Raw genomic sequence first — 9,232 nt, 5'->3', positions numbered from 1 at the left:
CTACGTCGGCAACGGCCAACCCCGCGGCCAACGCCCACGATCCAACCAAACGTCACCGAAGTCCTGAGACATGGAGTGTCACCGATGTCCTGATGCAGAACAGTCACCGCTGTCCTGAGACATCACACGTCCGAAAGCGCGCCGACAACGCTCCGGAAGTGGCTAGCGTCGTCTCCATGCGTGCGGCGGCGCGGGCATCGGCGATCGTGGCGCTGCTGGTCGGCCTGGCCGCACCGGTGGGCTCGGAGTCCGCCGCGCCCCCGGACGCGGCGCGCGGCGGCGGGATCTGCGGATCGGCCGCTGCGACCGGTCAGACGTCGGTGTCGGGCCTGGGCGACGGGCGGACGCACCGCTACTACTGGCGGGTCCCGGCCACCGGCGCACCGACGTCCGGCCGGCCGGTCCTGATCTGGCTGCACGGGGACGGTGGTGACGGCTCGGGGATGGTCCCGGGGTTCTGGCCGCACACGGATCCGGACGGCGCGATCGTCGTGACGCCGGACGGGACCGGTCAGACCTGGAACCACCGGGTCGGCGACGTCCCGGGGACGCCGTACGACAGCAAGTTCCTCAGCAAGGTGATCGACGACGTCCTCGCGTGCGCCTCGGTCGACCGGGGCCGGATCTTCGTCGGGGGCACGTCGCGGGGTGCTTTCATGCCGTACTACCTGCTGCAGCGCTCGTCGACCCGCGACCGGATCGCTGCCGTCGCCGTCAACGCCGGGCTGCTCTACTGCGAGGACGACGACGCATCGTGCGAGGCCGAAACCTCCACCCCGACCCGGCACAGCGCGGCTGCGCGGATCCTCCACCTCCATGGGACGAACGACACGGCCGTCGGCCCCGCTCCCACGGCCCGCTTCCACCGCCCGGTCGACTGGTCGGTCGACTGGCGCGTCTTCTACCCGATGAAGCTCTGGGCCCAGCAGAACGGGTGCTTCGACGACGCGATCGGCGGGGCCAACAACGGGGTGCTCCGCGAGACCTATCCGGTGGCTGGTCGCCGGGCGCGGGTCTACGACCTGTCCGGTCATGGGCGGACCTGCCGCGACTACCAGCTCGTCCTCGTTGACCGCGGCGGCCACGTGATCGACGACCAGGAGGCACGGATCTGGGCGTTCCTGATGGATCGCCCGTTCGTGCTGGCCAGGTGCGAGGGCGCTGCCGCGACCGTGATCGGCACCGCGGGCAGCGACGAGCTGGTCGGGACGGGCGGGCCGGACGTGATCGCAGGCCGCGGCGGCAACGACACGATCCGCGGAGCCGGCGGCAACGACCACATCTGCGGCGGGGGAGGCGCCGACCGGATGCTCGGTGGATCCGGGCGAGACCGCCTGGCGGCGCAGGACGGTACGGCGGACCGCCGCATCGACTGCGGCGCCGGTCCGGACCCGCGAGCAGCGCGCGACCGGGTGGACCCGCGGCCGATCAGCTGCGGGTGAGCGCGCGCCGCGCACCTGCTCGACAGCCGGGTGCAAGGATGACCGCATGGACGAGGTCGTCGACATCTGCCGGGACCTGATCCGGATCGACACGTCGAACTACGGTTCGGACGACGGGCCGGGGGAGCGCAAGGCGGCGGAGCACGTGGCCGGACTGCTCGAGGAGGTCGGGATCGAGACCCGGCTCTACGAGAGCACCCCCGGACGGACATCGCTGTTCGCGCGCTGGGGAGGGGACGGCACCCGGACCGACGCGCTGCTCCTGCACGGGCACCTCGACGTCGTACCGGCTGCGGCCGAGGACTGGGCGGTCCACCCGTTCAGCGGCGAGGTCCAGGACTGCCCACACGGTGGGCTCAGCGTCTGGGGTCGCGGCGCGGTCGACATGAAGGACTTCGACGCGATGCTGCTGGCGGTGGTCCGCGCGCGGCAGCGGGAGGGCCGGATCCCGGCCCGGCCGATCGTGCTGCACTTCACCGCCGACGAGGAGGCCGGCGGCCACCTCGGCGCGGAGGTCATGGTGCGCGACAACCCCGAGGAGTTCGAGGGCTGCACCGAGGCGGTGGGCGAGGTCGGCGGCTTCAGTACGACGGTCCGCGGGCGTCGGCTCTACCTGGTCGAAGCCGCGGAGAAGGGCATGGCCTGGATGCGCCTGACCGCCCGCGGCCGCGCCGGCCACGGGTCGATGATCAACGCGGACAACGCGGTCACCCGGATCGCCGAGGCGGTTGCCCGGATCGGCGCCTACGAGTGGCCGGTGCGGCTGACCCCGGCGATGCGGACCCTGCTGGGCACGGTCGGCGAGCTGGCCGGCACGGAGGTGACGCCCGAGAACGCGCGTGAGCTGGTCGAGGAGTTCGGCGGCGCCACCCGGATGCTCGGCGCGGTCCTCAGCAACACGACCAACCCGACCATGCTCGGCGCCGGCTACAAGGTGAACGTCGTACCGACCGAGGCCACCGCGCACGTCGACGGCCGCTTCCTCCCCGGCTACGAGGACGAGTTCTTCCGCACCCTGGCCGAGCTGTGCGGCGAGGACGTGAGCATCGACTACGTCTCCAACCAGCCGCCGTGGGAGACGCCGTACGACGGCGCGCTGGTCGATGCGATGACCCGGAGCCTGATCGCGGAGGACCCCGACGCGCTGGTGGCGCCGTTCCTGATGAGCGGCGGCACCGATGCCAAGCACTTCCGCAAGCTCGGGATGCGCACCTACGGCTTCACGCCGCTGCGGCTGCCGGAGGACCTGGACTTCACCGCGCTGTTCCACGGCGTCGACGAACGGGTGCCGGTGGACGCGCTCCAGTTCGGCGCGCGGGTGATGGACCGGTTCCTCGACGAGATCTGAGCCGCCCTCAGGCGGTGCGGACCGCGCGGATGATCTTGCGGCGCAGGATCACCCGCCGGGTGCCGTCGGGCGAGATCCGCACCCGCACCAGCTCCCAGCCGCCGTGCTCGGCGCGCTCGACGAGCAGCTTGGTGACCACGTTGCGCGGGTACTCCCGCGAGAACGTGACCTTCTCGAACTGCCACTCGGGCCCGCCGGTGCGCATCAGACCGGCTCCGATACGTCGTCGAGGGCCTCTCGGATCTCGGGGGGCAGCTCCTTGGCCTCGACGCCGAGGGCGCCCTTCAGCTGGGCGGCCGTGCGGGCGCCGATGATCGGCGCGGCGACACCCGGCCGGTCCCGGACCCAGGTCAGCGCCACCTCGAGCGGGGTCCAGTCGAGGCCGTCGGCCGCGCGGACCACGGACTCGACGATGCCGCGACTCCGCTCGTCGAGGTAGCGCTCCACGAACGAGGCGAACACGGGGGAGGCGGCGCGCGAGTCGCCGGGGATGCCGGTGCGGTACTTGCCGGTCAGGACACCGCGCCCCAGGGGCGACCACGGCAGGATCCCGAGACCGAGAGCGGCGCTGGCGGGCACCACCTCGCGCTCGATGTCGCGACTCAACAGGGAGTACTCGACCTGCGTGGACACGAGCGGCGCCCGGCCCACACCCGCACGCTGCCAGGTCGCGGCCTGCGCGGTCTGCCAGCCGGTGTAGTTGGAGATGCCGACGTACGTCGCGCGGCCCGAGGACACCGCTTGGTCGAGCGCGGCCAACGTCTCGTCGAGCGGCACTTCGTCGCTCCAGATGTGGACCTGCCACAGGTCGACGTGGTCGACGCCGAGGCGCTCGAGCGAGGTGTCGAGTCCGCCGAGGAGCGCCCGGCGCGAGGTGTCGGTGGCGCGCTCACCCCCGCGCCGCCAAATGCCGGCCTTGGTCGCGAGCACCACGTCGTCGCGTCGTACGACGTCGCCGATCAGGGTGCCGATCAGCTCCTCGGAGCGGCCGTCGGTGTAGCCCGCAGCGGTGTCGACCAGGGTCCCGCCAGCCTCGCAGAACGCGATCAGCTGGTCGCGGGCCTCGTGCTCGTCGGTGTCCTTGCCCCAGGTCATCGTGCCGAGACCCAGCCGCGACACTCGGAGGCCGCTGCTGCCGACGTACCGCTCCTGCATGGGGCAAACCTAGTGCGTGGCGACAGCAGGGCGGATGACGGCACTCCGAAGACCTTTCCGTAGGATCCGTCCCCGTGGCGGACTTCCTGCAAGCGCTGGTCCTCGGCACGCTGCAGGGTCTGACCGAGTTCCTGCCGATCTCGAGCAGCGCTCACCTCCGGATCTTTCCCGAGCTGTTCGGCTGGGGCGACCCGGGCGCGGCCTTCACGGCGGTCATCCAGATCGGGACCGAGCTGGCGGTGCTGGTCTACTTCCGCAAGGACATCTGGCAGATCGCCAAGACCTGGTCCCTGTCACTGTTCAAGGCGGAGTACCGCGGCCACGTCGACGCCCGGATGGGCTGGTTCGTCATCATCGGCTCGCTGCCGATCGTGATCCTCGGGGTGTTCCTCAAGGACACGATCGAGTCGCACTTCCGCAACCTGTGGCTGATCGCGGCGATGCTGATCTTCATGGGCCTGGTGCTGGGTCTCGCGGACAAGCTCGGTGGCAACGAGAAGCGGATCAAGCAGATGAACGTCCGCGACGCCGTCCTCATGGGGGCGGCCCAGGCGGCGGCCCTCGTCCCCGGCGTCTCCCGATCGGGCGCGACCCTGTCGATGGGCCGGGCCCTTGGCTATGAGCGCGAGGCGGTCACCCGGTTCGCGTTCCTGCTGGCGATCCCCGCCGTGGTGGGCGCCGGGATCTTCGAGATGAAGGAGATCCCGCACGGCGACAACATGTACGGCTGGGGACCGACCCTCGTCGCCACCGTCGTGTCCTTCGTCGTCGGGTACGCCGCCATCGCGTGGCTGCTGCACTACGTCAGCCACCACACCCTCGCGCCGTTCGTCGTGTACCGGGTGCTGCTCGGCTCCGGCGTGCTCGTGCTCCTCGCCGCCGGCGTCCTGAGCGCCTGAGCCACTCGGCCAGTCGGACTAGAACCAGCCGGACCTCTTGAACGACCACCACATCAGCCCCATGACGCCGGCCATGAGCAGCAGCGCGAACGGATAGCCCAGGGTCCAGGTCAGCTCGGGCATGTGGTCGAAGTTCATGCCGTAGATCCCGGCGATCAGGGTCGGGACCACGATCATCGCGGCGCCGGCCGAGATCTTGCGCATGTCGTCGTTCTGCTGCACCTGGATCCGAGCCACGTGGGCGTCGAACGCGGTCGAGAGCAGGGAGTCCAAGGTGTCGATCTGCTCCGAGGCGACGGCGAGGTGGTCGCCGACGTCACGGAAGAACGGTCCCGCCTCCGCCAGGATCCCGGGCGCGGCTCCCACCGTGAACCGGCGCATCGGCTCCCGGAGCGGCAGCACTGCTCGTCGTACCTCTGCGAGCTCGCGCTTCAGCGTGTAGATCCGCACGGAGTCGTTGGTGCGCTGCTCCGAGAACACCGAGGTCTCGACCTCGTCCACGTCGATCTGGAGCTCCTCCATCACCGCGAGGTAGCCGTCGACGACGGTGTCGCAGACGGCGTAGACGACGGCGGACGGACCGTGGCTCAGCACCGTCTGCTTGCCCTCGAGGTCGTGCCGGGCGTCCCGCAGCTGCGAGCCGCGCCCGTGGCGCACCGTGATCACGAAGTCCTCGCCCACGAAGAGGTTGATCTCACCGGTCTCGACGGCATCGTCCTCGTCGACGTACCAGAGCGTCTTGAGGGAGAGGAAGAGGCTGCCCTCGTAGACCTCCAGCTTCGGCCGCTGGTGCGCGACGACGGCGTCCTCGACCGCGAGCGGGTGCAGGCCGAAGGCCTCGGCGATCTCGTCGAGCTCGCGCTGGTTCGGCTCGTAGAGCCCGACCCAGACGAAGTCGTGCTCACCCTCCGCGGCAGCGGCCCGGAGCGCCTCGTAGTCGTGCACGTGGCAGTCGACGGGGAGACGCTCTCCCTTGCGGTAGACGGCGCTGTCGACGATCACACAGCAACGGTAGTGGTTCCGGGTGGCTACGCTCGCGACCGTGGCCACGGTGATCCTGGTGCGGCACGGACGCACGACGGCGAACGCCTCCGGCATCCTTGCCGGACGGCTCGCAGGCGTCCGGCTCGACGAGACGGGGCAGCAACAGGCGGGAGCCGCCGGCGAGCGGATCGCTCCGGTCCCCGTCGCCGCTCTCGTCACGAGCCCCCAGGAGCGGTGCCGGCAGACCGCGAAGCTGATCGCCGGCGCCCGCGCGACCGCCCTCAAGCCGGTCACCGAGCGCGGCCTGGCCGAGTGCGACTACGGCGAGTGGCAGGGACGGCCGCTCCGCGATCTCGCCAAGGAGAAGCTCTGGGCGACCGTCCAGCGCCACCCCTCGGCGGCGGCCTTCCCCGGCGGCGAGTCGATGGTCGCGATGCGCAACCGCGCGGTCGACGCCGTACGACGCCACGACGCCGCTGTGGAGGCCGAGCACGGCCCCGGGGCGGTCTGGGTGGCGGTCAGCCACGGCGACATCATCAAGGTGGTCCTCGCCGACGCGCTGGGAATGCATCTCGACCTGTTCCAGCGGATCAACGTCGACCCCGCGTCCGTCTCGATCGTGCAGTACACCGAGGACCGGCCCTACGTGCTGGCCTCCAACACCCACGCCGGCGACCTGTCGTGGTTGGCGCGCCCTGCCGGCAGGAAGACCCGACGTTCCGGCGGCACCGTGGGCGGCGGCGCCGGACCCGACCCGGTCACCGAGGGCTCGTAGGGTTGGGTCATGCCACCGATCGTCCATGGCTTCGACCCGCCCGAGCGCTTCGTCGCCGGCACCGTCGGCGAGCCCGGCGCGCGCACGTTCTTCCTCCAGGCCCGTGACGGTGCCCGCGTCGTGAGCGTCGCGCTCGAGAAGCAGCAGGTGGCCGCGCTCGCGGAGCGGATCGACGAGCTGCTCGACGAGGTGATGGCCGAGGCGCACACGACGACCGTCATCCCGGCGGTGGCGCCGGTGGGGCTCGCCGACGAGGAGCCCCTCGACCTCCCCATCGCCGAGGAGTTCCGCGCCGGCACGATGACGCTGTCGTGGGATCCCCAGGCGGAGCGGGTCGTGATCGAGGTCTTCCCGGTCGGCGAGGAGCTGGTCGGGCTCAGCGACGCCGAGGACGCGTCGGAGATCCCGCTCGAGGAGGCCGAGCCGTCGGAGGTCTTCGTCGTCCGGATCGACGCCGGCCACGCCCGGGCGTTCGTGCAGCGCGCCGCGCGCGTCGTCGGCGCCGGGCGACCCGACTGCCCCTTCTGCGGTCAGCCGATCGACCCCGACGGTCACCTCTGCGTGCGCGCCAACGGCTTCAAGCGCCGCCCGGAGTGATGTCCCGGTGATGGCGGACCCCACCGGCCACCTGGAGCTGCGGGGGCGGATCATGCCCGCGTCGAACGCGACCTTCCTCGGCGAGCTCGACGGCCGCGAGGTCGTCTACAAGCCGATCGCGGGGGAGCGGCCCCTCTGGGACTTCCCCGAGGGCACCCTCGCCGGGCGGGAGGTCGCTGCCTTCCTGGTGAGCGACGCAACCGGCTGGGACGTGGTGCCCCGGACCTGGTGCGGCGAGGGGCCGCACGGGCCCGGGATGCTCCAGGAGTGGGAGGACGTCGACGCCGAGCAGGAGGCGGTGACGCTGGTGCGGGCCGGGCGGGTGCCCGACGGTTGGTTCGCGGTCTTCGACGGGGTCGATGACCGCGACCGTGACGTCACGCTGGTCCACGAGAACACCCCCGCGCTGCGCCGGATGGCGGTGTTCGACGTGCTGGTCAACAACGCCGACCGGAAGGGGGGCCACGTGCTCGCGATGCCGGGCGGACACCGGTACGGCGTCGACCATGGGGTCACGTTCCACCACGAGCCGAAGCTCCGCACCGTGCTCTGGGGATGGGCGGGATCGCCACTGACGGACGAGGAGCGCGCGGCGGTGGCCGCCGTACTCGACGCCGTGCGGGGCGAGCTGGGCGACCGGCTCGGCGAGCACCTCACGGATCTCGAGATCCGCGCGCTCGAGCAGCGTGCCGAGCGGCTGCTCGCGCGGGGCGAGCTCCCGGGTCCGTACGGCGGGTGGCCGCCGATCCCGTGGCCACCGTTCTGACCGCCTGACCTCGGCGGATAGCATCGCCGCATGCGCGCCTGGACTGCTCCGGAGATGCCGACGCTGTCCGTGGTGGGACCGCCGGTCGCAGTGCACGACACTGCCTCGGGTGGCCTGGTCACCATCACGCCCGAGGGCGCGGCCACGCTCTACGTCTGCGGGATCACTCCGTACGACGCGACCCACCTCGGTCACGCGAACACCTACATCGGCTTCGACCTCCTCAACCGCGCGTGGCGGCTGGCCGGCCACGACGTCGCCTACGTCCAGAACGTCACCGACGTCGACGACCCGCTGCTCGAGCGCGCGACCAAGGTCGGCGTCAACTGGGTGGAGCTCGCCGAGCGCGAGACCGAGCTGTTCCGCCAGGACATGCAGGCGCTGCGGGTGCTGCCGCCGGACGCCTACGTCGGCGCGGTCGAGTCGATCCCACTGGCGATCGCGCTGATCGAGCGGCTCCAGGCCGCCGGTGCGGTCTACCGGGTCGAGGACGACCTCTACTACTCCGTCGCCGCGGACCCGGCGTTCGGCAACGAGTCGGGCTACGACCGCGAGACGATGCTGCGGTTCTTCGCCGAGCGCGGCGGCGATCCCGACCGTGAGGGCAAGAAGGACCCGCTCGACTGTGTCGTCTGGCGCGGCGAGCGGCCGGGGGAGCCCGCCTGGGACAGCCCGTTCGGGCCCGGCCGGCCGGGCTGGCACATCGAGTGCGCCGCGATCGCGCTGGAGCACCTTGACACGACGATCGACATCCAGGCCGGCGGGAGCGACCTCGTCTTCCCGCACCACGAGATGTGTGCAGGTCACGCCCAGGTGGCGACCGGGGCGCCGTACGCCCGGGTCTACGCGCACGCCGGCATGGTCGGCTACGACGGCGAGAAGATGTCGAAGTCGCGGGGCAACCTGGTCTTCGTCTCGGCGCTGCGCAACAGCGACATCGACCCGATTGCGATCCGGCTCGCGCTGCTGCGCCACCAGTACCGCGAGGACTGGGAGTGGACCGACGACCTGCTGTGGGCCGCGGTCGACGACGTCGCGCAGTGGCGCCGGGCGCTCGCCCTCGGGGCCGGCGCTCCGGCTGAGCCGGTGGTGTCGGAGATCCTCTCCGCGCTCGCGGACGACCTCGACGCCCCGCGGGCGACCGCCGCGGTCGACGCCTGGGCGGCGGCGACGCTGGGCACCGACGGCCTCGCCGACACCAGCGATCCTGAGGCCGCGGCGACGTTGCTGCCGGTGCTCGACGCCGCGCTCGGCCTCTCGCTCTAA

The 9,232-nt window shown here is 71.6% G+C and carries 10 protein-coding genes; 7 read left to right on the top strand and 3 right to left on the bottom strand.

Annotated features, from left to right (window positions below):
• The first annotated feature begins 176 nt into the window (after positions 1–176).
• Both D0Z08_RS32695 and D0Z08_RS20515 read left to right on the top strand, forming a co-directional pair.
• Entirely contained in the window at positions 177–1,442 is a 1,266-nt protein-coding gene (locus tag D0Z08_RS32695; RefSeq protein WP_118927123.1) for a hypothetical protein, read from the top strand.
• A gap of 46 nt (positions 1,443–1,488) precedes the next feature.
• A complete protein-coding gene (locus D0Z08_RS20515; protein ID WP_118927122.1) occupies positions 1,489–2,790 on the top strand; it encodes a M20/M25/M40 family metallo-hydrolase in 1,302 nt (433 codons plus the stop codon).
• Positions 2,791–2,797: 7 nt separating this feature from the next.
• Here D0Z08_RS20515 and D0Z08_RS20510 read toward each other — a convergent pair whose 3' ends face one another.
• A complete protein-coding gene (locus D0Z08_RS20510) occupies positions 2,798–2,995 on the bottom strand; it encodes a DUF5703 family protein (protein ID WP_118927121.1) in 198 nt (65 codons plus the stop codon).
• Positions 2,995–3,945, bottom strand: coding sequence for an aldo/keto reductase (locus D0Z08_RS20505; RefSeq protein ID WP_118927120.1), 951 nt, complete (start codon positions 3,943–3,945; stop codon positions 2,995–2,997). The genes D0Z08_RS20510 and D0Z08_RS20505 overlap by 1 nt, the downstream gene beginning before the upstream one ends.
• A gap of 74 nt (positions 3,946–4,019) precedes the next feature.
• On the opposite strand from D0Z08_RS20505, the gene D0Z08_RS20500 reads away from it, so the two are divergent.
• Positions 4,020–4,844 carry an undecaprenyl-diphosphate phosphatase gene (locus D0Z08_RS20500; protein WP_118927119.1) on the top strand — a complete coding sequence of 275 codons (825 nt, stop codon included), beginning with the start codon at positions 4,020–4,022 and terminating at the stop codon, positions 4,842–4,844.
• An 18-nt stretch (positions 4,845–4,862) separates the two neighbouring features.
• On the opposite strand, the gene corA is transcribed toward D0Z08_RS20500, so the two are convergent.
• Positions 4,863–5,846, bottom strand: a complete 984-nt coding sequence (gene corA, locus D0Z08_RS20495) for a magnesium/cobalt transporter CorA (protein WP_118927139.1) — start codon at positions 5,844–5,846, stop codon at positions 4,863–4,865.
• Positions 5,847–5,886: 40 nt separating this feature from the next.
• Between corA and D0Z08_RS20490 the strand changes: the two genes are divergently transcribed.
• From D0Z08_RS20490 to mshC, 4 genes are read left to right on the top strand one after another with little or no spacing between them, the layout of a single operon-like run.
• The gene (locus tag D0Z08_RS20490; protein WP_118927118.1) at positions 5,887–6,603 is read left to right on the top strand and encodes a histidine phosphatase family protein; all 717 of its coding nucleotides are present in this window, start codon (positions 5,887–5,889) and stop codon (positions 6,601–6,603) included.
• A gap of 9 nt (positions 6,604–6,612) precedes the next feature.
• Positions 6,613–7,200, top strand: a complete 588-nt coding sequence (locus D0Z08_RS20485; RefSeq protein ID WP_118927117.1) for a DUF3090 domain-containing protein — start codon at positions 6,613–6,615, stop codon at positions 7,198–7,200.
• A 10-nt stretch (positions 7,201–7,210) separates the two neighbouring features.
• Complete coding sequence (locus D0Z08_RS20480; RefSeq protein ID WP_118927116.1) at positions 7,211–7,966, top strand: SCO1664 family protein; 756 nt, start codon at positions 7,211–7,213, stop codon at positions 7,964–7,966.
• Positions 7,967–7,996: 30 nt separating this feature from the next.
• Positions 7,997–9,232 carry a cysteine--1-D-myo-inosityl 2-amino-2-deoxy-alpha-D-glucopyranoside ligase gene (gene mshC, locus D0Z08_RS20475; RefSeq protein WP_118927115.1) on the top strand — a complete coding sequence of 412 codons (1,236 nt, stop codon included), beginning with the start codon at positions 7,997–7,999 and terminating at the stop codon, positions 9,230–9,232.

Source organism: Nocardioides immobilis, assembly GCF_003515065.1.
Classification (GTDB): Bacteria; Actinomycetota; Actinomycetes; order Propionibacteriales; family Nocardioidaceae; genus Nocardioides; species Nocardioides immobilis.
The sequence above is the reverse complement of the archived record's forward strand: the minus strand, read 5'-3'. Positions and strand labels throughout refer to the sequence as shown.

Coding starts and splice junctions, on each gene's coding strand:
- D0Z08_RS20515 (WP_118927122.1), top strand. CDS start 1,489: ATGGACGAGGTCGTCGACATCTGCCGGGACCTGATCCGGATCGACACG.
- D0Z08_RS20485 (WP_118927117.1), top strand. CDS start 6,613: ATGCCACCGATCGTCCATGGCTTCGACCCGCCCGAGCGCTTCGTCGCC.
- D0Z08_RS20505 (WP_118927120.1), bottom strand. CDS start 3,945: ATGCAGGAGCGGTACGTCGGCAGCAGCGGCCTCCGAGTGTCGCGGCTG.
- D0Z08_RS20510 (WP_118927121.1), bottom strand. CDS start 2,995: ATGCGCACCGGCGGGCCCGAGTGGCAGTTCGAGAAGGTCACGTTCTCG.
- mshC (WP_118927115.1), top strand. CDS start 7,997: ATGCGCGCCTGGACTGCTCCGGAGATGCCGACGCTGTCCGTGGTGGGA.
- D0Z08_RS20480 (WP_118927116.1), top strand. CDS start 7,211: ATGGCGGACCCCACCGGCCACCTGGAGCTGCGGGGGCGGATCATGCCC.
- D0Z08_RS32695 (WP_118927123.1), top strand. CDS start 177: ATGCGTGCGGCGGCGCGGGCATCGGCGATCGTGGCGCTGCTGGTCGGC.